This is a genomic window from Ruegeria sp. CDSB113 (assembly GCF_059611045.1).
The window spans coordinates 115,477-134,685 of sequence record NZ_JBXWOU010000009.1 but is presented as its reverse complement, the minus strand read 5'-3'; the positions used below and the strand labels follow the sequence as shown (position 1 = coordinate 134,685).

Genomic DNA, 19,209 nt, shown 5'->3' with positions numbered 1-19,209 from the left:
TGAGATATGCGTATTCAATTAGCTTCGGCACTCGCTGTTTGCGCCTCGCTTTTGCTGAGCGGCGGGACGGCATCCGCCGACACTCCGGTCACTTATACGGACAACGGGCGTGCGCTGTTCGGCTTTTCCGTTCCCGACTATTGGGCGCTGCGCACCGGTGGCCCGCGCGAAATTGAAGATACCGAGCTGGGCGATGCACGTGCCGTGGCCCGGGTCATGGGGATGCGGCCAGTCACGGACGACAATGTCTGGATGGGCTTTGTGTCGCCTGCTGGAGTGGCCTCGATCGAGGGCGGTCTTCGGTATCTTGAGGATATCGACAAGTTTCTGGTCAAAGATCCGACAGTGTCTGAGACAACCACGACGCGCATTGGCGGGTTGCCCGCGCGTGTCATTCGCGGGACCGGCAGTCGCGAAGGGCGCGGTGTGAACTTTACTGTTTCCGTGATTGACTTGCCGAAGGGGCGCGTGGCCATCGCAGTTGCGATCCTGCGCGACGGCGCCGATCCAGCTTATGTGGACGATCTGAACGCCGTGTTCGCGTCGTTCCGGTCCCTGCAGTGAGGAGGCGCACATGACCCGCAAACTGTTCAAACGCGCAGCCCTTGCCCTTGGATTGGGGGTTGCAAGCCTGACACTATCGGCCTGTGACGGAGTAACCGTCGGAGTAGGTTACGGCTATGACCCGTTCTACGACTCGATGCTGTGGAATGACTATTATCACGACGTAGACGTGGATATTGACATCGACCGGCCGGATCGCCCCCGGCCGCCTGATGGTCGCCCACCTGCGCGCCCCGTTCCGCCAATCGCCAAGCCACCGAACAGACCACCGGTGTCGCGACCGCCGAACAGGCCACGGCCTCCGGTTGCACGACCCCCGGCGGCCCGGCCACCCATTCACCGCCCCGCAGGGCGGCGCTGAGCGAGCGGGTCAGTCCAGTAATTCAGTTGTGATCTGGGCTGACCCTTCCAAGGTTCTGTGGACCGGGCATTTGTCCGCGATTTCCAGCAATCGCGCGCGTTGCTCGGCCGTCAGCGGACCTTCAAGGCGGATCTTGCGGCGGAACTGATCGACTTTTCCTTCGTTGGCCAGCCCGGCATCTTGTGCGTGGACCTTGTTGTGGCACACATCGACTGAAACGGTTTTCAGCGGCCACCGCTTGCGCCGCGCATACATGCGGATAGTCATTGATGTGCAAGCCCCCAGACCAGATGACACAAACCCGTAGGGCGACATGCCTCGGTCGGTGCCGCCGTATGAGGCGGGCTCATCCGCGACGGCATGGTGCCGGGGACCGGACTGAATGTCTTGCAGGAACCCTTCCGGATCAGCTTCGGTCACGCGAACAACACCTTCGGGTGCGCCAGGTGGTGGGGCCGGCGGGCAGAGCTTGACGTAGCGCGCAACCCATGCGGTGATCACGTCTGCCGCGTATTCCGCGTCGGATGCGCGGGTAATCAGGTGATCGGCATCGTCGAGGGTCACAAAGCTTTTGGGATGTTTCGCGGCCAGAAAGATTGTGCTGGCATTGTCTATGCTTACGGTCTCGTCCCGAGGTGCGTGCAAGATCAGCAAAGCGGCCTTCAGGTCTGCGATGGCCGGTATCAGAGCTGCTTCGGAAATATCTTCCACAAACGCCTTGCCAATACGGAAGGGACGCCCGCCCAACATCACGTCTGCTGACCCCGCCTGCGTGATTTCAGGCAGCGCATCTTCAAAGTGATGCGCCACATGGCCGGGATCTGCGGGTGCACCCAAAGTGACCACAGCTTTGACACTAGGAATCCCGGCACGGGCGCGCAACACAGCCGCACCACCCAGCGAATGGCCGATGAGCAATGCCGGAGCCATGTTGCGGCCAGCCAGATAATGCGAGGCTGCGATCAGGTCTTCGACATTGGAGGTGAAGGTTGTGTTGGCAAACTCCCCGCCGGAATGACCCAGCCCGGTGAAGTCAAATCGCAGAACGGCGATGCCCATCGCCGCCAGCCGGGCTGCAATCCTGCGCGCGGCAGGGATATCTTTAGAACAGGTAAAACAATGCGCAAATAGCGCCGTGGCCAGAACCGGTCCGTCCGGCAAATCCAGGCGCGCGGCCAATTGGTTGCCGTCGTGACCGGCAAAGGTAATGCGTTCGGTGGGCATGGCAGTTCCTTGTTCGTCGGGATGACTAATAGTGTGTGCTTCCGACTGGCCGCTCAACCCCATTGTAAGAAGCGTCACGGGAAGGTGAGTGAAGCGAACAGATTGCGCGCAATCCTTTGTCTTTGCTGTGAGCCTAAAGCATCAAATTTCGTGAAGTATATTCTAAAAAATATTCGTTTTACTAATTTATATCACCTCCCCATCTTACGACCATCGCAAACGTGCAGCCCAGGAGGTTCAAATGGCACATACTGCAATGGATCCAAGGGGCGTGGTTCTACGCCCGGATATACTGGCCGTGATTGCCCTGACCGGGGTGATCGGATTTACGCTTGGTCAAACTCTGCCGCCGGTGGCATCTACTGAGGCGCAAGTTACTGATCCCGTGTCCGAAGACTGGCACGGAAATGTCAGGCGGTCACATTGGTCGAACTGAAACGTCAGCTCAGCCCCATGAGCTGCCGATCAAAGGGATAGGTGGTCAGGTTCTCATAGCCGTCTTCGGTGATCAGAACCTGATCCTCCAGCTTGATCGAGAAATCTCCGCCAACCTCTCCAACGGCAGCCTCGACACACAGGACCATGCCGGGCTCGAGCGCGTAGTCGTAAGAGCCCGCCACTGCCTTGTCCGGGTAGGCAACCAGAGGCCACTCATCGCACAGGCCGACGCCGTGCATCAGGCAGCCATATTTCTGCGCCAGGAACTTGTCGTCCAACTTGTGTGCATTGGCTGTCAGTTCCGGGATCATCACGCCGGGCTTCAACATTTCCATGTTGGTCATGATATGCTCATGCGCGTGCTGCATGGCGTACACCATGTCCGGCCGGGGCTTTTCGTCCCCGATCCACCACGTGCGCGAGATATCAATACAGATGCCATAGGATCCGATCAGGTCGGTATCAAAGGCGATGATCTCATTTTGTTGCGTGATCCTGGGACCGCATTCCTGAAACCAAGGATTGGTGCGCTGACCGGAAGCCAGCAGACGGGTTTCAATCCACTCGCCGCCACGCCGGATGTTTTCGGCATGCAGAACCGCCCAAATGTCGTCTTCCGAGGTTTTGCCGTCACCCACATTGGCGCGCGCGAATTTCTCCATTTCCGCCACAGCGGTTTCGCAGGCATGGTTGGCGCAGCGCATGGCCAGGATTTCGTCCGGGCCTTTGATGGCGCGGGTCTTTTCCGTAGCCTCTTCGCCTTCCATGATCTCGAACCCTTGCGCCTCAAGCGCACGCAGGCCGTGCAGCATGATCTTGTCCACGCCGAGGCGCTTGTTGCCGCCACCATGTTCGTCGATCAGAACGCGCACCTCGTTTGAAAACACGTCCGCTGCCACATCCACCTTGTCGCCCCGGTCAAAGTAAAAAAGGTCAGCGCCGGATCGCTGTTCGCGCACCAGCGGGTTGAACGTGGAAAGGAACGGAGAGTTCTTATAGTCCCAGATCACCATGTAGCCGTCAGCGCACAGCAACACCGCGCGGAACGGATTGTGCGTGTTCCACAACTGCATGTTGGTGCTGTCGGTGGCATAACGAATGTTCAGCGGGTCGAACATCAGCAGCCCGCCATAGCCGCGGTCGACAATGGCTTGCGTCAGTCGTTTCCACCGGTGTTCGCGCATCCGGGCCAGATCGGGCAGGGCAAGGCCGGCCTTTTCCCATTCTGAAAACGCAAGCTGCGTCGGGCCAATCTCAATCCGGTCGTTTTCATTCGGGGTACCATCACCAAGGGTCGCACCTTTGGTCGGGTCGATCTTGCGGCTGTCGCGGTAGTGTCGGTTCATGGTGGGTCTCCCTGCCTGTTCTTTTAGCGTGAAGAATCAATCTCCCGACGTCTTGAAGGTTTGCGACGGTGCGTTCGTCGCTTTTTGACCGACAAGCGGAAATTCTGATGATACTTCAAATTCATGACGCCCATTCTTCAGACTTCAATCCCATATGACCCGCGGGCCCCGCGCCCATTACCAGGCATTCAGCCGGCGAAAATGGACAACTGGTTGCACCGCGATGATGCGTTTGCCGCCCAGATGCAAAGACGCGAGGACCTGTTGGTCAGTCATCGTTCGGATGTTCTGGCGTTGGATGCAGGCGCCAAACCCGCTGCGCAGGAGTTGTTGGATCTTGTCCTGAACCAAGTCTATCCCGAGTGCACAGATCACGTCGCTCGCCCGGACGGGACAGATGTTACGATCGATCCGGATCAGCCATTGGATACACTGTGCCGATTGGTGCAGGAAGATTTCTGCATCCTGCAAAAGCAGGGGGATGAACATATTCTGACCGGAGCCATCCTGTGTTTTCCTGCCAGTTGGCGCTTGTCCGAGAAATTCATGCGGCCCCTGATCGACATCCATCTGCCTGTTGACAGCTACAACGCCGACATCGCCCGGCGGGTTCAGCGGTTGTTTGACGGGATACAACCGGGACGCCCTCTGTGGCGGTTCAATGCGCTGTGGTATGAGGAAGCCGAGCTGCATCAACCCCGCAGTGCAAACGACCGACGGGCCCTGCAGAAGCCAGGACACGCGCGGTTCCTGCGAAGTGAGCGGCAGACGCTGTTGCGACTGCCTGAGACACAGGCCGTGGTTTTCTCGATCCATACATATGTTCTAGCGGCAGAGCAGGTGACAAAAATGGAAAACCCCGCCTGATGGCGGGGCCTCCAAGGAGGGTCATTTCATACCAGGCTACATGCCCAGCGCGCTGGCAGCGCCCGCAAGTGCCCCGCTTGTGCTGAGAGCGGAGATCGCGACCGAATATACCAGCACCTGAGTGTTCAGGCGGAAGTCTTCGCCCCTTATCAGGTTCACAGCGGCCAAAGAGGCCGCAATCGGGACGGACACGCTTGCCACGGCACCTGTCAATCCCCAACTGGTCAGTCGGAGGATATCGCTGGGTTGCTCGTGGACGAGGGGGGGCGTGTCGTCCCGATCGGTAGGCTGCTCGATAGGTTCTGTCCGAAAAGCGATGCTGAGCAACTGCTCATCCGACAGCTGGATTGGCCGGGCTACTGGGGTCAGCGCCTTTTTTTCTGGCTTATCCAGGTCTTCTGCGTCAGTGACATTCAGTCCGGCAAACGGGCCTGTCACTGCCTCGAAAATCTGTTTTCTGTCACGCGGCCTGCTTGGGGCCAGCGTGTCAAATGCGCTCATGAATTGTTCGATGGTCAGAACGGTATTGGGCGACAGCCATTCGACCCGCTGGGTCGCGCAGACGTCAACCATTCTGTAAAGGATCACGACCAGCATCAGCTCGGACACTTCGCTGTCATCCAATAGGGGGGAAACCGGGGTCACAGTGATCGTCAGCCGGTTATTCGGCAGGGTGACGACGGGTCTCTGGATTGTCTTCAGACCTGCGGCGCGGTTGAGGCGCTCGAACCGGTCTTCGGTTTCGGCGACCTTAGTATCCAGCGTCAGGCGCACCAGATACTGACTGGACACAATGCTGGCTTCGGTGTCGTTCTGCAGAGACTTACGCTCGACCAGGTGACCATAGTCCGCAAGGGTCTTGGCAACGATGTCGCTGAACCGCTCGACCGCGTTTTCGGTCTTACCGTTAAATTGTAGACCACCGTGATAGCTGTGCTTCGGAGTCACTGCGCTGTCCTTTGTCGCATCCTGTGTTTGGAAACAATCTAGCAAGCGATCTGGGGCAGATTTGGGCAAAAATGGAAAAAAATGAGAAATCGGGCAGATTGATTACGCTATGGAAACCTAGGCATTTTAAGGGCCTTTTGACGTCTGTGGCGACAATGTGGCCGAAATCGGGTGTAACTGCCGGAATCCCAAGCCTGCTTCAACCGTCGATTCGGGCAGCCATTATTGCAATGGACTGTTGGTAAACCGAGGCGGCATTCCACTGTTGAATGACAGCAAAGTTGGGCTGACCCTGTTGATAGCCCCGACCAAGTTTCCAGCCCTTCTTACGCAGAAAATTGGCGGTTGAGGCCAATGCATCCGTCATATTGTAAAAGTCGACCTGACCGTCGCCGGTGGCATCAACCCCGTATTGCATGGCATTGCCCGGCAGGAACTGGGTGTGCCCAAGTTCGCCATGTTTTGCCCCTTTTGTCGCTGTCGTAATGCTGCCTTGATCGACCAGCTTCAGCGCTCCGATTGCGTGAGGAATGAAAAACTCGGACCTGCGGCAGTCGTAGGCCAGTGTTGTGATTGCGGAAACAACCTGACTGTCCCCCATGAAGTTTCCGAACCCGGTTTCCATACCGTGAATGGCGATCAGCACCCCGGCCGGTACGCCGTATTGACGTTCGAGTGCCGCATAGAATTGTGGGTTGCGCGCTTTGCGTTTGCGCCCTTGCGCCACGATGGTGTCTGCCCCTCGGACGCGCATGAACTTGTCTAACGAGTATTTAAAGCTCTTTTGATTGCGGTCCGCGGCAATGGTTCGCGTGGCGTATTGGGATTGGGCCAGTGCCTGCAATCCTTTCTTTTTGACGCCCGCGCGTTTCGCCTGCTTGGCAAAGTCTGCTTTCCATACCTCAAAGCCGCTACTTGTGTTGCCGCAAGGAGCAGCGACGCTGATTGCTGGCAGGGTGACGGCAATGACAAACGAAATGGCAAGGCATCGCATGAATTTTTCCTTCAATGGGTTTAAGCACAACCGGTAATAAGTAGAACGCGGTCTACAAAGCACGCTGTAGGTCTTCAGAAGTTAAGACAGGCTGGATCTCAATATTGGCGTCCAGAGCTGCGAACAGCGGTTCGTTGATGGCTGGCATGCGCGCTTGATCACTTTCCTCAAAGATGACGATCCCCATGCGTTTTCCATGCTCTAATGCGAAATACGCGGCCTCGGCATTCACATCTTTCACCAGCGCTTCGATTGCTGGCCCAAGGGTTCCGTCCCGCTCTGCCTGATTGCCTTTTTCAACTGGTATTGTGAATTTCAACATCAGGCGCATCGTTCTCTCCCAAAAATGCATAAGCTAATATGTCAGAGAAAGGCTCTGACGTTCCTGCGCCTCAGTCAAGGTACTTGGAGGGTGACGGTGAGAAACGACAAAAGGGCGCCCACAAGGACGCCCTTCCGTTTGATCTTTCGCTAACCCGCAGCTTAGCAGCTGTAGTACATGCCGTATTCAACCGGGTGCGGGGTGTGCTCGTAGGTTTCGACTTCTTCCATCTTCAGTGCGATGTAGCCGTCGATCTGGTCCTTGGTGAACACGTCACCCTGCAGCAGGAAGTCGTGATCCGATGCCAGAGCTTCCAGAGCTTCGCGCAAGCTGCCGCAGACGGTCGGGATATCGGCCAGTTCTTCGGCAGGCAGATCGTACAGGTTCTTGTCCATGGCTTCGCCCGGATCGATCTTGTTTTTGATGCCGTCCAGACCGGCCATCAGCAGAGCGGCAAACGCCAGGTAGGGGTTTGCGGCCGGATCGGGGAAACGAGCCTCAACGCGCTTGGCTTTCGGGCTTTCAGTCCACGGAATACGGACGCAACCCGAACGGTTACGGGCCGAATAGGCGCGCAGAACGGGGGCCTCAAAGCCTGGGATCAGACGCTTGTAGCTGTTGGTCGCCGGGTTGGTGAAGGCGTTCAACGTTTTGGCGTGCTTCAGGATGCCACCGATGAAGTACAATGCCTCATCCGACAGATCAGCGTATTTGTCGCCTGCAAACAGCGGCTTGCCGTCTTTCCAGATCGACATGTTCACGTGCATGCCGGTGCCGTTGTCACCTGCGATGGGCTTTGGCATAAAGGTGGCCGATTTGCCGTAAGCGTGCGCGACGTTGTGGATGATGTACTTGTATTTCTGCAGCTCGTCGGCCTGTTTGGTCAGGCTGTCAAAGATCAGACCCAACTCGTGCTGACACGACGCCACTTCGTGGTGGTGCTTGTCGACCTTCATGCCCAGACGCTTCATGGTCGACAGCATTTCTGAACGCAGGTCCTGCGCTTCGTCGATCGGGTTAACCGGGAAGTAGCCGCCCTTGACGCCCGGACGATGGCCCATGTTGCCCATCTCGTATTCGGTGTCAGTGTTCCACGACGCATCGGTTGCATCAACTTCGTAGGATACTTTGTTGATACTGTTCGAAAAACGAACATCATCGAACAGGAAGAATTCCGCTTCAGGGCCCATATAGGCCACATCACCGATACCCGATGCTTTCAGATAGGCTTCGGCTTTCTGAGCGGTGCCGCGCGGGTCACGCTCATAGGCTTCGCCGGTGTCGGGCTCAACAACCGAGCAGTGCACACAGATGGTTTTTTCCGCGTAGAACGGATCGACATATGCGCTGTTGGTGTCGACCATCAGTTTCATGTCGGATGCTTCGATCGACTTCCAGCCCGCGATGGACGAACCGTCGAACATGAAGCCTTCTTCCAGGAAGTCCTCGTCAACCTGGTCGGCCATCAGCGTGACGTGCTGAAGCTTGCCGCGGGGATCAGTGAAGCGAACGTCGACGTACTCGGCGTCCTCGTCTTTGATCAGCTGAAGAACTGCGTCCTTGCTCATAACTTAATATTCCTCTGCTTTGAGTTTGTTCTGTTACAGTGCTTCCGGGCCGGTTTCCCCGGTCCGGATGCGAATGGCTTGTTCAACGGGCGAGACAAAAATCTTGCCGTCGCCGATCTTGTCGGTTTTCGCTGCCGAGACGATGGCGTCGATAGCTGCGTCAACCTGATCATCGTCCAGCACGACTTCGACCTTCACCTTGGGCAGGAAATCGACGACGTATTCCGCGCCGCGATACAATTCAGTGTGGCCCTTCTGACGGCCAAAGCCCTTAACCTCGATCACGCTGAGACCCTGGACGCCGACATCCTGCAGCGCCTCTTTAACCTCATCGAGTTTGAACGGCTTGATGATCGCTTCGATCTTCTTCATTCCGGGCTCCTGTTAACTCTTGTCAGTTTGGCACTGACCACGTCTAAATTCGGGCGGCAATGTGATTGCGATATCGGTCCGAGCCGGGCGCTGAGAAAATGGGCGTCGGGTCAATTTTTGATCAACTTGCACAAAAAGTAAGCGAAACTGAATCGCCAGAGGATTTGAGATGACGGAATTGCTAACAGCGGCGCAGATGCGAGCAATTGAAACAGCGGCGATTGAGTCCGGTCAGGTGACCGGTCTGGAACTGATGGAGCGCGCCGGTCGCGGGGTTGTCGAGGCGATTTTTGAGGAATGGCCTGAACTGTCGAAAACGTCTGGCGCTGCCGTGGTTTTGTGCGGTCCCGGCAATAATGGTGGTGATGGGTTCGTCGTTGCGCGCCTGTTGAAAGAGTGGGGCTGGGAAGTCGAGGTTATTCTGTATGGGGACGCCGACAAGCTGCCAGCTGATGCGCAAGTGAACTATGACCGGTGGCAGGAGTTGGGGGATGTTGTACCGCTGACTGAAAAGAACATGCGTAAAGGTGGTTTTGCCGATCTTTACGTTGACGCTCTGTTTGGGACGGGACTGAAACGCGGCTTGGACGGTGAACTGTTCAAGGTCGTTCGGCATCTTTCTGGTGTGAATGGGGACCATTACACCGACTGCCTAGTCAGCATAGATGCCCCATCTGGTTTGTGTTTGGACAGCGGGCGGGTGTTGCATCAAGAGCCATTGAACCTATGGCCTCGCGAATTTCTGGACGGTGTGCCCGCAGAGATGCGAAAGAAGGTTGCTCCCGCGGGCGGCGCGCGCGCTTTACATGACCGTTTTGCTTGGTTGACAGTTTGTTTCGACAGCCCAAAGCCCGGGCATTTTCTGGCGCAAGGGCCGGATTTGTGTGGCAAGCTCGTTGTTAAAGACATCGGTATTTCCACGCAGCGTTGCCGCTTTAACGGTGAACCATACGACAGTGCGTTCACATTAGGCCCCAAGCCTCTTCGCAGGGCGAGCCGACCTGCTTTTCTAACCCTTGCCGAGGCACCTGGCCGCGTGAAGGACGAGCGAACATGGGGTGGTTTGCCGCTCTATCGCTTGCCCAAATTCAAATGGCAACACAAGTATTCCCATGGCCATGCCTTCATCTTATCAGGCGGTTCGGGCAAGACCGGCGCGGCGCGATTGGCAGCGCGGGGTGCTTTGCGGATTGGGGCCGGGTTGGTGACATTGGGTGTTCCTCCGTCCGCACAGATGGAAGCTGCGGCGCAGGTTATGGCAATCATGTTGCAACGGGTTGAGGGGGGCGACGGGTTGTCCGATGTTCTCAAAGATGAGCGGTTGAATGCGCTTTGTCTTGGACCTGGTCTGGGATTGGAGCGTGCGCGGGAATTGGTGCCCGCTGCCCTTGAGGCAAAGCGTGCAACGGTTTTGGATGCCGACGCACTGACGGCTTTTGCGGATGATCCGGCATTGTTGTTCTCTCGATTGCACGAAAACTGCGTTCTTACACCGCATGGTGGAGAGTTCGCACGGCTGTTCCCTGATATATCTGAAAAGCTCAAGGCAGTTCCCACCAAAGGCCCGGCCTATTCCAAGGTCGACGCAGCGCGTGAGGCGGCCAAGCGGGCAGGGTGTGTGGTTCTGTTCAAGGGGCCGGACACGGTGATTGCCGCGCCAGATGGGCGCTGCGCGATTAACTCGGCCCATTATGAGCGTTCGGCACCGTGGTTGGCGACGGCTGGCTCTGGCGATGTGCTCGCCGGGTTTATCACCGGGTTGCTGGCGCGTGGGTTCGCTCCGATGCAGGCAGCGGAAATGGGTGCGTGGCTGCATGTGGAATGTGCGCGCCATTTCGGCCCCGGGTTGATTGCCGAGGATCTGCCTGAGCAACTACCCGCGGTCTTTCGGCATCTGGCCAAATGACGCATGGGCGGAAATTAGCCGCTTTTTTTAGCGTTCGGCAAGAAATGGCCGCACGTATACGCATCAGTGCATGTCATTCCTTTTGAAAGACATCAGACAGAGTGGCAGACTTGTACCTAGATTTTCCTGCCTACGAAGACTTGGTGGCCAAATCTTTGATATGATTAAAATTTACTTTCTGCCGATTTGAGCCGTAAGGCAGAAATCCTAAACGCGACTAACTCGGTTCCTTGCGGAGTGGTCCGTCACATCGGTTTTTCTTTTGGCGGTTCCCACAAACGAAACGTTCAAGGTGAATAAAATGACAGTGAATTTGAAACTCCCATCGGTTGCCGCTGTTCTGGCGATGACCACGGTGATCCCCGCCGCAGCTGAATTGAAGTACGAAAACAACAGCGGCGGTTATGTGGTGCTGTACGGTCAGCTCGATCCAGTGATCGTATCGGTCGATGACGGCCAGGAGACCGAGACCCGGTTGCTGGACAATGACCTTTCCAACAGCCGCGTAGGTTTGCGCGTCATGCAACCCTATGGCAGCAATGAGTTCATGTTCCGGTTCGAAACCGGTCTGGGTCTGCCAAGTACCGGGACAGCCAACCAGGATGGTACCAACACCAACGGTTGGAGCCGTGAAGATATCCGCCACGTCGATTTCTCGCTCAAAGGTGGATACGGAAAGTTCTCTGCCGGTCAGGGCAGTATGGCCTCGGACGGGGCCGCCGAGACTGACTTGTCCTACGTCGGGACGGCTCTGTATTCATTCACAAATGATGAAAACGGCGCGTTTTTCTACCGGGGAGCAGACGGTATCCTGAGCGGCATCACCGTTGGCGACTCGGCCAGCAACTTTGATGGCGCGCGCCGGGGCAGGGTGCGGTATGACACACCCGATTTCAACGGCTTCTCAGCGGCGATTGCTTATGGTCAGAACATCCTGTCCAGCAGCGACGACGACGATTATTACGATCTCGCGGTCAAGTACCGGAACACCTTCACCAACGGTGTCGAGTTCTCAGCGACCATTGCCTACGCAGTAAGGGATTTCGACGGCCAACCCGGCGAACGCAAAGATACCATTGGGTCCGCGTCGGTCCTGTTGCCCAGCGGGTTCAGCTTTACTGCAGCCCTCGGCACGCGGGACGATACCTCTACCGGCGCCAGCGACCCGGACTATTGGTACACTAAACTTGCTTATGAAGGGGATTGGGTGTCCTGGGGTAAAACTGGCGTTGGTATCGACTATTTCGACGGTTCCGATTTCGAAAATCAGGGGTCCAGCACCAAGTCCTGGGGTATTGCCGTTGTCCAGCGGATCGACGCGATCAACACAGACGCCTACCTGAAATACCGTAACCACGATTTCGACGACACGGTCGACTTTGACAAGAACGAAGCCTGGGTACTGGGTGCGCTCTGGAAGTTCTGACGACGTTTCCCCGTAAACTAACGGCGCCCCAGTTTGGCTGGGGCGTTTTTTTGTTCAAATCGGCGGCAAAACAAGGCTGATCTGGCCATTGCCTCTTGCACGTAAGCGGCTGGGCAAATAGAAGGCGTCAAATTTGCCCGGCGCGCCGTTTTGCGCGCCCCGAATCCTATGGGGACTACCATAATGCAGGTTACCGAGACGCTGAACGAAGGTCTGAAACGCGGCTACAATATCATCGTATCCGCGGCCGAGCTGGACGACAAAGTTAACGAGAAACTGGTCGAAGCGCAGCCGGAAGTCGAAATGAAGGGTTTCCGCAAAGGCAAAGTGCCGATGGCACTGCTGAAAAAGCAGTTCGGTCAGCGCCTGTTGGGCGAAGCGATGCAGGAAAGCATCGATGGTGCAATGAACCAGCATTTTGAAGACAGCGGCGAGCGTCCTGCACTTCAGCCCGAGGTCAAAATGACCAACGAAGACTGGAAAGAAGGCGACGACGTCGAGGTCGCAATGTCCTATGAGGCACTGCCTGCGATCCCCGAAGTTGACCTGAAATCGGTTGAGCTGGAAAAGCTGGTTGTCAAAGCGGACGACGCAGCCATCGAAGAAGCGCTGAACAGCCTGGCCGAAACCGCGCAGGACTTCAAAGCGCGCCGCAAGGGTTCTAAAGCCAAGGACGGCGATCAGGTTGTGATCGACTTTGTTGGCAAGGTTGACGGTGAAGAGTTCGAAGGCGGTTCGGCTGAAGATTACCCGCTGGTTCTGGGTTCCAACAGCTTCATCCCCGGCTTTGAAGAGCAGCTGGTTGGCGTGAAGGCCGAAGAAGTCAAAGACGTCAACGTTTCCTTCCCCGAGGAATACGGCGCAGAGCATCTGGCCGGCAAAGACGCCGTATTCACCTGCACCATCAAAGAGGTGAAAGAACCCGTTGCTGCAGAAGTAAACGACGAGCTGGCGACCAAGTTCGGCGCAGAAGATCTGGCCGCGCTGAAAGGTCAAATCGCCGAGCGTCTGGAAGCGGAATATTCCGGTGCATCGCGCGCGGTCATGAAGCGTGGCCTGCTGGACGCGCTGGACGAGAAGGTCTCGTTCGATCTGCCTCCGTCGCTGGTTGAAGCCGAAGCCAAGCAGATCGCACATCAGCTGTGGCACGAGGAAAACCCGGAAGTGGAAGGCCACGACCACGCCGAGATCGAGCCCACAGATGAGCACAACAAGCTGGCCGAACGCCGCGTGCGTCTGGGCCTGCTGTTGGCTGAACTGGGCCAGAAGGCCGAGGTTGAGGTCACCGATTCCGAGATGACCCAGGCGATCATGAACCAGGCACGTCAGTACCCGGGTCAGGAACGTCAGTTCTTTGAGTTCGTGCAGCAGAATGCTCAGATGCAGCAACAGCTACGCGCGCCGATCTTCGAAGACAAAGTCATCGACTATGTTTTTGAACTGGCTCAGGTCGCGGACAAAGAAGTCAGCAAAGACGATCTGCAGAAAGCCGTTGAGGCACTGGACGAGGAGTAATCCTCGTCCGCCCATCCCAATGGGCGTAAAAAAATACGGAGCCGTCTGAAAAAAGACGGCTCCGCTTGGGTGGCTTTAACTTATGAGGTGAGGGGGTCAGGCCTCATGAGCAAAAGCACGGGGGGTTCTTAACAGAGCGGTCTTCTGCTCTGGCGTAAAGCGGTCTGAAAGCGCCTCGATCAGCTTCAGTACTGACTCGACTTCGGCTTTCGATGTTGCCGAACTCATCTGTTCGACAAAGTACTTTTCCAACTGAGTCAGCGGCTGGTGGTCGTAGTTTGCGGCACCTTGCTTGGCATTTGTGCCCTCAAACAGCTCCAGCGCCTGTTCTTCGGTCAGGAAGACATCGTGTTCAATGCCTGCATAGTCCCGAACACCCGAGATCCGTTCATCCGAACAGTCCATAAGGGCGGCCATGGCCACAACCTTGCCCATTGGCTTGGCAGTTCCAAGATAATCGTAAGGCGCGTTGCCGGATCTTTGCAGGACGCGGTTCATCACAGGGTCAATCACGGCAATCGAGTCCAATACGCCGGCCATCTTGGCATATTCGAACGAGCCGATCATGATCTCGCTGGTGACATAGGATACCGAGTTTTCCCCTCGTCCTCGCCCAAGCTTTTTGGTGTCAACGCAAAACCGGGTTGCTTCCCAGACCTGCGCGCTGCGGATCGGCGGTTCGCCGTCCAGGATTGAATAAAAAACGTCGGAAAGCATGTGCGGCCCGGTCGTTTGCAGTAGTCTCATGCATCCAACAACGTCCCCATCGTCGTTGATGCTAACTACATGTGCTGGATGAAGGTCGTCAAAGTGGTCGCGTTCGCGCCCATCGACAATGTTTACATCCCAACCAAGGCGCTCGCCAAAAACGCGCGCACGCAGTTTGTACATCTCGTCCAAGACATGCTTAAACTTATTCTGGTTAATACCATCAATTACGATGATCATTTCCATCCCCCTACAGTCTGGTTACCGTAAGGATGACGTTAACTAAGATTTGAGCTAAGACTATTGGGGGTTTCCCGTATTTTTTATCTTTTTTGATTATCCTGGGGCGATTAAGCCCAGTCCGATAGCCCTTCCAATGGCTTGCGGAGTTGTCAATGCACCCAGTTTTTCACGGCCGGACCGCATGTGAACTTCGACAGTACGGTGTGAAATTGACAAAATATCGCCGATATCCTGTTGAGATTTGCCGCCAGCGACCCATTGTAGGATCTCTTTCTCTCGGGTCGAAAGGGCTGGTAGATACAGCGCTTTGGCCAGCAGACCGGACTGCATCACAGTATCATGTGCCGTAACTGCAGCCATCTGCAGGTCCCCCATCACATGTTTCTTCAACTTCTCCCACTCGGAATCCGAGCAATTTCGGGTCACATTCAGCAGGCCGCATTCCCCGTACGGTCCCCGTACCGGTACTGTTAACCCACGGGACGAAATGCCAAAATCATGCGCATCTCGAAAAACCGAATGGAACTTTTCGTCACGATTAAATCTGCCCCAGTCAACCGGAGCGATGCTGAGCGCAGATTGATATAAGGTCGGGTCGAAATGGTGAAATCCCTGGCTGCCGTAGTGAATCTTCCATTCGTCTGGGAAGTTGGCATATCCCTGAACATCACCCTTTACAGGGTTAAAAGTGGCATAAGACGCGTAGTCGAAACCCAATTCATCGCAGACAGCATTAATTATGTCGGCTGCCGACTTTTCCTCGTGGTCGATCGCGGCCAAGTCTATTAGTTTCACCTGTCCAACCCTTGCGGCGGCAAATCTTTCCCCAAAGACATGCCAAATCTGTCCATTTCACCGAATACGTTGCGTCAACTGTGGTGCCTGACGCAAGCTAATTGTGCATAACGCTTAGGCATAATGCGTGGTTCTGGCAACAGAATACCTTAGCGATTACATAAGTCATTATTGCAACCTTTACGCTAATGACAAGCTATATCCTTACCTAACGTCACTTCGACCTTAGGCCAGTTTCAACGAGCATCCCGGCGGCCTTAGCCTCGGGGTAGTAACCTTTGGCATAAAGGAAGATGGCCCGCTTCTGGTCGCCATCTGACAAGAGCCACGCCCCACGCAGATATTTTCCGGCGAATTCCAGATTGGTGTCTGCGTCCAACAATCCCTGTGAGTTGCCTTTGTACCCCATGGAACGTGCTGTCGCGGGCAGGATTTGCAGCAACCCGTAATAGGGGCGGTTAACGGCCCACGGTCGGTGCGTGCTCTCCCTTATGGCGAGCTTGTGCACCAGCTCGCGTGGCAATTCATAGTGGTCAGCCCACTTGTTGATTGATGCGCGCAACTCGGGGGTCTCGTTGGGGTATAGTGGCGGATCAAAAGGGGCATTACGTGAACTGTGCCTGCCATCCTGGCCGCCGCAAGCAGCCAGGGCAGGTGCGCCAAGTAGTGTAACAAGTAGAGCGCGGCGCGTGTATTGGGGCATATGTGGTCTCCGGATGGGGTTGGGCGCATGATAGTCCCGCCGGACGCAACCGCAAGCAGACAGCCAACCCGCGCGCTGATTTATGCCGTGTCTCGTTGCGTCACCTTTCGACGCCGGAGTGTTCCGTTTTGGTCGGGCCGGAAGGGCGCGTTGTCACATTTCGACCTGGAACCACAGAATGATATCGGCAAACCAGATTTTGTTCTCTGTCGCGCGAAACTGAACGGTGTTATTGATCCCCGGGTTCAGAACGGTTCCGGGGAAGGTCTCCCATAATCCACGAATGTCGCCGCCCGACATGGACGGGCCATAAATAAAGGTATCGTTTATCTCGATCTGAAAGGCCCCTCCGGACGGCGTTGCCCAGGCTTTGAAGGCAAGGATCGGTTTCGCGCGGTTGGTTCCAATGATCAGGTTGGAAGGGATCGGGTCGCTGAAGGTCTGGCTTTCACCGGGGTTTAAAGAAAAAGAGCCGTCATTCACGACGATGTAGTCACACAAGGATGCCATAATGGTTTCTCCTGTCGGATCGCGATCCGCCCAGATGCGCGATCACGCAAATTGCTAATAAAATGAACTTCAAAAAAATGCGACTGGGGCGGCAGGGGCCGCGTGACCCTAGGATAGCACAATTTCCATCCTAATTCGTGGTCACATCCGACGCCGCGATCTATCTTGGCCCAGGATACGAACAAAAAAAGGCCGCGCCTTTCGGCGCGGCCAATCAATCTTTCAAAGGCAGCCAGATCAGGCTTTGGCTTCGTCTTCCTCAGCCGGGGCTTCTTCGGCGACCATATCGTCGTCGTCAGACGCTGCGGAGCCGATATCGTCGAACAGTTCGGCGATTTCGAATTCTGCGGCAGCCTCTTCTTCGGCGGCCAATTCCTGGATCGATTTACCCGACGCCTGCAGTTCTGCTTCTTCTTGCGAACGGGCGACGTTCATCTTGATCTGGACTTCGACCTCGGGGTGCAGTTTGACTGCGACCGAGTGCACACCCAGATCTTTGATCGGTGCGATCAGGATGACCTGCTTCTTGTCGACGGTGAAACCAGCCTCGGTTGCGGCATCTGCGGCGTCACGCGGGGTGACCGAGCCGTACAGTGCGCCAGCATCCGATGCTGAACGAATCACGATGAATTGCTGACCGTCCAGCTTTTCAGCCAGTGCTTCAGCTTCTTTCTTGGTTTCCAGGTTGCGGGCCTCAAGCTGCGCTTTCTGGGCTTCGAACGACGCGATGTTGGCGTTCGATGCGCTCAGCGCTTTGCCTTGGGGCAGCAGGAAGTTGCGGGCAAAGCCAGACTTGACGTCAACGACGTCGCCCATCTGACCCAGTTTCGCAACGCGTTCCAGCAGGATAACTTGCATATCAGTCTCTCCTTACTTCACAGCGTAGGGCAGCAGGGCGAGGAAGCGGGCGCGCTTGATAGCACGGGCCAGTTCACGCTGCTTTTTCGCCGAAACGGCGGTGATGCGCGAGGGAACGATCTTGCCACGCTCAGAGATGTAGCGCTGCAGCAGACGGGTGTCTTTGTAATCGATCTTCGGCGCGTTGTCGCCCGAGAACGGGCAGACTTTGCGGCGGCGGAAAAATGGTTTTGCGGCCATGGTATATGTCCTTTCGTCAGGCGTTGATCAGCGGCGCTCGCGGCGGCCTTCGCGCTCGTCGCGCTTCTGCATCTGGACCGAGGGGCCCTCGTTGTGCTCGTCGACCTTGATGGTCAGAACGCGCATAACGTCGTCATGCAGGCGCATCAGGCGCTCCATTTCCTGAACGGCGCCAGCTGGGGCGTCGGTCTTCAGGAAGGAATAGTGACCCTTGCGGTTCTTGTTGATCTTGTAGGCCATCGTCTTGACGCCCCAGTACTCGCTTTCGACGACGTTGCCGCCGTTGTCAGCCAGAACGGTGCCGAAATGTTCGACGAGGCTTTCTGCCTGCGCGTTGGACAGGTCCTGACGCGCGATCATTACATGCTCATACAGTGGCATGTGCACTCCTGTTTCTATCAAGGCGCATTTCAAAGGCGGGGCCAGTTCGTCCTTCGCGACCCTGCCACGAGAGGCTGCGCGATTCATAACTCTTGCGAAGGATGGCCCCATATACACCATTCGCGTCGGGGGGCAAGGGCCGTCACACATGCCTTGGTGAAGTCGCGCTATTTCCTTTGCGCTGCCCAATTCCTGACGCTTTTCGGCTCAAAGTTGTTTTGCATACCGGGAACTAACCGGACAGACCGAACCAAAGACGGCAACGTGAACTAGGGTACAGAGAAATGACCGCGATGAACACGAATACCTTCGAGAAGTCTGCGACCAGCACGACTTATGATCAATCGGTTCCAGTTCTTATCGCATTTGCGCCGAACTGGAGGGCACGCACCGTTCTGGCACGCATCGCGGGGGCGTTGTTGATCGTTGTCGCGTTTTCCATGTGGCTGATGTCTGGCGCGGTGATGGCAACCGAAGTTTGGCCGATCAAACTGGCTGCGTCGCTGACATTCTTACTGATCGGCGTCAGCCTGCTGACCATTCAGGTGCTTGATGCGCGCCCCGATGCCTATTTTGATCCGATCCGCCGCGAAGTACGCGTGCTGCAAAAGAATGAAAACGGGCGTCCTCAGACAGTACTGCGCCGCAGCTATGACACCTTGGGTGGTGCACGGTTCGATGATGATCAGGTCGAACTCTATGATGTGGACGGCAGCCTGCTGATGAAGTTGCCGCTACAATCGGCGGATGTTGGCCGAGCGCTGAAGGGCCAATTGAGCGGAAGTGTAACGATCTTCGCCTGATTTTCACTTCTGTTCATTTAGGAACAGAAATTGTTAGAGAATAAGTCTTGTGTGCCGCCCAAGGGCGGCACATTTTTGTTGTTGAGCATTCCAACTGGTTTGCACTCACAACATTTT

Annotated in this window: 22 protein-coding genes; 8 read left to right on the top strand and 14 right to left on the bottom strand. The window is 56.2% G+C overall.

Translation table 11 applies throughout. The annotated features are described in order from the left end of the window. Positions 1-6 precede the first annotated feature (6 nt). Positions 7-564: a hypothetical protein gene (locus AC2FIS_RS16060; RefSeq protein WP_496774334.1), complete on the top strand. Its 558-nt coding sequence runs from the start codon at positions 7-9 to the stop codon at positions 562-564. Positions 565-574: 10 nt separating this feature from the next. Next, positions 575-925: a hypothetical protein gene (locus AC2FIS_RS16055; RefSeq protein ID WP_496774333.1), complete on the top strand. Its 351-nt coding sequence runs from the start codon at positions 575-577 to the stop codon at positions 923-925. Between the two features lie 9 nt (positions 926-934). On the opposite strand, the gene AC2FIS_RS16050 is transcribed toward AC2FIS_RS16055, so the two are convergent. Then, positions 935-2,149 carry a bifunctional alpha/beta hydrolase/OsmC family protein gene (locus tag AC2FIS_RS16050; RefSeq protein WP_496774331.1) on the bottom strand — a complete coding sequence of 405 codons (1,215 nt, stop codon included), beginning with the start codon at positions 2,147-2,149 and terminating at the stop codon, positions 935-937. Between the two features lie 241 nt (positions 2,150-2,390). On the opposite strand from AC2FIS_RS16050, the gene AC2FIS_RS16045 reads away from it, so the two are divergent. After that, positions 2,391-2,585, top strand: coding sequence for a hypothetical protein (locus tag AC2FIS_RS16045; RefSeq protein WP_496774329.1), 195 nt, complete (start codon positions 2,391-2,393; stop codon positions 2,583-2,585). Positions 2,586-2,589: 4 nt separating this feature from the next. Here the strand turns inward: AC2FIS_RS16045 and dddP are convergent, their stop codons facing one another. After that, positions 2,590-3,933: a dimethylsulfonioproprionate lyase DddP gene (gene dddP / locus AC2FIS_RS16040; RefSeq protein ID WP_496723468.1), complete on the bottom strand. Its 1,344-nt coding sequence runs from the start codon at positions 3,931-3,933 to the stop codon at positions 2,590-2,592. Between the two features lie 123 nt (positions 3,934-4,056). On the opposite strand from dddP, the gene AC2FIS_RS16035 reads away from it, so the two are divergent. Continuing rightward, positions 4,057-4,800 (top strand): heme-dependent oxidative N-demethylase family protein, encoded by a 744-nt coding sequence (locus tag AC2FIS_RS16035; RefSeq protein WP_496774327.1) that lies wholly within the window; start codon positions 4,057-4,059, stop codon positions 4,798-4,800. A gap of 36 nt (positions 4,801-4,836) precedes the next feature. Here AC2FIS_RS16035 and AC2FIS_RS16030 read toward each other — a convergent pair whose 3' ends face one another. The 5 genes from AC2FIS_RS16030 to AC2FIS_RS16010 all read right to left on the bottom strand — a co-directional run bounded on the left by AC2FIS_RS16030 (position 4,837) and on the right by AC2FIS_RS16010 (position 9,004). Beyond that, a complete protein-coding gene (locus AC2FIS_RS16030) occupies positions 4,837-5,748 on the bottom strand; it encodes a hypothetical protein (protein ID WP_496774326.1) in 912 nt (303 codons plus the stop codon). 199 nt (positions 5,749-5,947) lie between these two features. Continuing rightward, complete coding sequence (locus tag AC2FIS_RS16025; protein WP_496774324.1) at positions 5,948-6,742, bottom strand: lytic murein transglycosylase; 795 nt, start codon at positions 6,740-6,742, stop codon at positions 5,948-5,950. Positions 6,743-6,794: 52 nt separating this feature from the next. After that, positions 6,795-7,073, bottom strand: coding sequence for a hypothetical protein (locus AC2FIS_RS16020; protein WP_496774323.1), 279 nt, complete (start codon positions 7,071-7,073; stop codon positions 6,795-6,797). A 152-nt stretch (positions 7,074-7,225) separates the two neighbouring features. After that, the gene (gene glnA, locus AC2FIS_RS16015; RefSeq protein WP_058277498.1) at positions 7,226-8,632 is read right to left on the bottom strand and encodes a type I glutamate--ammonia ligase; all 1,407 of its coding nucleotides are present in this window, start codon (positions 8,630-8,632) and stop codon (positions 7,226-7,228) included. 33 nt (positions 8,633-8,665) lie between these two features. After that, positions 8,666-9,004, bottom strand: a complete 339-nt coding sequence (locus tag AC2FIS_RS16010) for a P-II family nitrogen regulator (protein WP_282151514.1) — start codon at positions 9,002-9,004, stop codon at positions 8,666-8,668. Positions 9,005-9,173: 169 nt separating this feature from the next. Between AC2FIS_RS16010 and AC2FIS_RS16005 the strand changes: the two genes are divergently transcribed. The 3 genes from AC2FIS_RS16005 (at position 9,174) to tig (ending at position 13,851) form a co-directional block, all read left to right on the top strand. Further along, entirely contained in the window at positions 9,174-10,910 is a 1,737-nt protein-coding gene (locus AC2FIS_RS16005) for an NAD(P)H-hydrate dehydratase (RefSeq protein ID WP_496774322.1), read from the top strand. Positions 10,911-11,211: 301 nt separating this feature from the next. After that, entirely contained in the window at positions 11,212-12,336 is a 1,125-nt protein-coding gene (locus tag AC2FIS_RS16000) for a porin (protein ID WP_496774321.1), read from the top strand. 183 nt (positions 12,337-12,519) lie between these two features. Further along, positions 12,520-13,851, top strand: coding sequence for a trigger factor (gene tig, locus AC2FIS_RS15995; protein WP_282151585.1), 1,332 nt, complete (start codon positions 12,520-12,522; stop codon positions 13,849-13,851). A gap of 96 nt (positions 13,852-13,947) precedes the next feature. Here tig and AC2FIS_RS15990 read toward each other — a convergent pair whose 3' ends face one another. From AC2FIS_RS15990 to rpsF, 7 genes are all read right to left on the bottom strand, one after another. Beyond that, positions 13,948-14,799: an acyl-homoserine-lactone synthase gene (locus AC2FIS_RS15990; protein ID WP_496774320.1), complete on the bottom strand. Its 852-nt coding sequence runs from the start codon at positions 14,797-14,799 to the stop codon at positions 13,948-13,950. A 96-nt stretch (positions 14,800-14,895) separates the two neighbouring features. After that, entirely contained in the window at positions 14,896-15,597 is a 702-nt protein-coding gene (locus AC2FIS_RS15985; protein WP_496774319.1) for a helix-turn-helix transcriptional regulator, read from the bottom strand. Positions 15,598-15,811: 214 nt separating this feature from the next. After that, a complete protein-coding gene (locus AC2FIS_RS15980) occupies positions 15,812-16,300 on the bottom strand; it encodes a transglycosylase SLT domain-containing protein (protein WP_496774317.1) in 489 nt (162 codons plus the stop codon). 153 nt (positions 16,301-16,453) lie between these two features. After that, positions 16,454-16,810, bottom strand: a complete 357-nt coding sequence (locus AC2FIS_RS15975; RefSeq protein WP_496774316.1) for a hypothetical protein — start codon at positions 16,808-16,810, stop codon at positions 16,454-16,456. Between the two features lie 237 nt (positions 16,811-17,047). Then, positions 17,048-17,668, bottom strand: a complete 621-nt coding sequence (gene rplI / locus AC2FIS_RS15970; RefSeq protein WP_113789517.1) for a 50S ribosomal protein L9 — start codon at positions 17,666-17,668, stop codon at positions 17,048-17,050. A 12-nt stretch (positions 17,669-17,680) separates the two neighbouring features. Next, complete coding sequence (rpsR, locus tag AC2FIS_RS15965) at positions 17,681-17,908, bottom strand: 30S ribosomal protein S18 (protein WP_005982441.1); 228 nt, start codon at positions 17,906-17,908, stop codon at positions 17,681-17,683. A gap of 27 nt (positions 17,909-17,935) precedes the next feature. Then, positions 17,936-18,289 (bottom strand): 30S ribosomal protein S6, encoded by a 354-nt coding sequence (gene rpsF, locus AC2FIS_RS15960; RefSeq protein WP_082637099.1) that lies wholly within the window; start codon positions 18,287-18,289, stop codon positions 17,936-17,938. A 284-nt stretch (positions 18,290-18,573) separates the two neighbouring features. Between rpsF and AC2FIS_RS15955 the strand changes: the two genes are divergently transcribed. After that, positions 18,574-19,092, top strand: coding sequence for a hypothetical protein (locus AC2FIS_RS15955; RefSeq protein WP_108860342.1), 519 nt, complete (start codon positions 18,574-18,576; stop codon positions 19,090-19,092). The last annotated feature ends 117 nt before the right edge of the window (positions 19,093-19,209 follow it).

What these genes read in the sequence shown, in the direction of transcription:
- AC2FIS_RS16060 (WP_496774334.1), top strand. Translation starts at nt 7, where the DNA reads ATGCGTATTCAATTAGCTTCGGCACTCGCTGTTTGCGCCTCGCTTTTG.
- AC2FIS_RS16055 (WP_496774333.1), top strand. Translation starts at nt 575, where the DNA reads ATGACCCGCAAACTGTTCAAACGCGCAGCCCTTGCCCTTGGATTGGGG.
- AC2FIS_RS16050 (WP_496774331.1), bottom strand. Translation starts at nt 2,149, where the DNA reads ATGCCCACCGAACGCATTACCTTTGCCGGTCACGACGGCAACCAATTG.
- AC2FIS_RS16045 (WP_496774329.1), top strand. Translation starts at nt 2,391, where the DNA reads ATGGCACATACTGCAATGGATCCAAGGGGCGTGGTTCTACGCCCGGAT.
- dddP (WP_496723468.1), bottom strand. Translation starts at nt 3,933, where the DNA reads ATGAACCGACACTACCGCGACAGCCGCAAGATCGACCCGACCAAAGGT.
- AC2FIS_RS16035 (WP_496774327.1), top strand. Translation starts at nt 4,057, where the DNA reads ATGACGCCCATTCTTCAGACTTCAATCCCATATGACCCGCGGGCCCCG.
- AC2FIS_RS16025 (WP_496774324.1), bottom strand. Translation starts at nt 6,742, where the DNA reads ATGCGATGCCTTGCCATTTCGTTTGTCATTGCCGTCACCCTGCCAGCA.
- AC2FIS_RS16020 (WP_496774323.1), bottom strand. Translation starts at nt 7,073, where the DNA reads ATGCGCCTGATGTTGAAATTCACAATACCAGTTGAAAAAGGCAATCAG.
- glnA (WP_058277498.1), bottom strand. Translation starts at nt 8,632, where the DNA reads ATGAGCAAGGACGCAGTTCTTCAGCTGATCAAAGACGAGGACGCCGAG.
- AC2FIS_RS16010 (WP_282151514.1), bottom strand. Translation starts at nt 9,004, where the DNA reads ATGAAGAAGATCGAAGCGATCATCAAGCCGTTCAAACTCGATGAGGTT.
- AC2FIS_RS16005 (WP_496774322.1), top strand. Translation starts at nt 9,174, where the DNA reads ATGACGGAATTGCTAACAGCGGCGCAGATGCGAGCAATTGAAACAGCG.
- AC2FIS_RS16000 (WP_496774321.1), top strand. Translation starts at nt 11,212, where the DNA reads ATGACAGTGAATTTGAAACTCCCATCGGTTGCCGCTGTTCTGGCGATG.
- tig (WP_282151585.1), top strand. Translation starts at nt 12,520, where the DNA reads ATGCAGGTTACCGAGACGCTGAACGAAGGTCTGAAACGCGGCTACAAT.
- AC2FIS_RS15990 (WP_496774320.1), bottom strand. Translation starts at nt 14,799, where the DNA reads ATGATCATCGTAATTGATGGTATTAACCAGAATAAGTTTAAGCATGTC.
- AC2FIS_RS15980 (WP_496774317.1), bottom strand. Translation starts at nt 16,300, where the DNA reads ATGCCCCAATACACGCGCCGCGCTCTACTTGTTACACTACTTGGCGCA.
- AC2FIS_RS15975 (WP_496774316.1), bottom strand. Translation starts at nt 16,810, where the DNA reads ATGGCATCCTTGTGTGACTACATCGTCGTGAATGACGGCTCTTTTTCT.
- rplI (WP_113789517.1), bottom strand. Translation starts at nt 17,668, where the DNA reads ATGCAAGTTATCCTGCTGGAACGCGTTGCGAAACTGGGTCAGATGGGC.
- rpsR (WP_005982441.1), bottom strand. Translation starts at nt 17,908, where the DNA reads ATGGCCGCAAAACCATTTTTCCGCCGCCGCAAAGTCTGCCCGTTCTCG.
- rpsF (WP_082637099.1), bottom strand. Translation starts at nt 18,289, where the DNA reads ATGCCACTGTATGAGCATGTAATGATCGCGCGTCAGGACCTGTCCAAC.
- AC2FIS_RS15955 (WP_108860342.1), top strand. Translation starts at nt 18,574, where the DNA reads ATGACCGCGATGAACACGAATACCTTCGAGAAGTCTGCGACCAGCACG.